The sequence below is a fragment of the Methylobacterium sp. CCH5-D2 genome (genome assembly GCF_001556475.1).
Lineage (GTDB): Bacteria > Pseudomonadota > Alphaproteobacteria > Rhizobiales > Beijerinckiaceae > Methylobacterium > Methylobacterium hispanicum.
The window spans coordinates 1-417 of the sequence record NZ_LSIX01000431.1; the positions used below are offsets into that span (position 1 = coordinate 1).

The window sequence follows — 417 nt, forward strand, 5'->3', positions numbered from 1 at the left end:
TCGTCCACCACGTCGCCACCAGCATCAACGTCGAGACCGTGGTCGACGCCGTCCACCGCGACCTCTGCGCGGCCGTCGAGGCGCGGACCCGCGACGGGGCCGACGTCCAGCCACCGACGGAAGCCCCGCGCGGCGCCCCGGTCGCGCCGGCGGACGGCGGCTATCTGCAGGCGGTCGACACGGATGGCCTCGCCGACTGGGCACACGAGCGGCGCGTCGTCCTCGCCCTGAGGGTTCGTCCGGGCGATTTCGTGCCACGGGGATTCCCGGTCGCCTTCCTCTCCGCGGGCGTCGAGGACGCCGCCGAGGCCGTCGGCCGCGCGCTCACCTTCGGGTGCCGGCCCGCCGCGCTGCAGGACCTCGAATACTCGGTGCGGCAGCTCGTCGAGATCGCGGTGCGGGCGCTCTCGCCCGGCA

1 protein-coding gene is annotated in these 417 nt (G+C 75.3%); it reads left to right on the plus strand.

What is annotated here, in order from left to right:
* A partial coding sequence (locus tag AX737_RS11020) for a DUF2254 family protein (protein WP_156453654.1) occupies positions 1-417 on the plus strand: 417 nt, incomplete at both ends.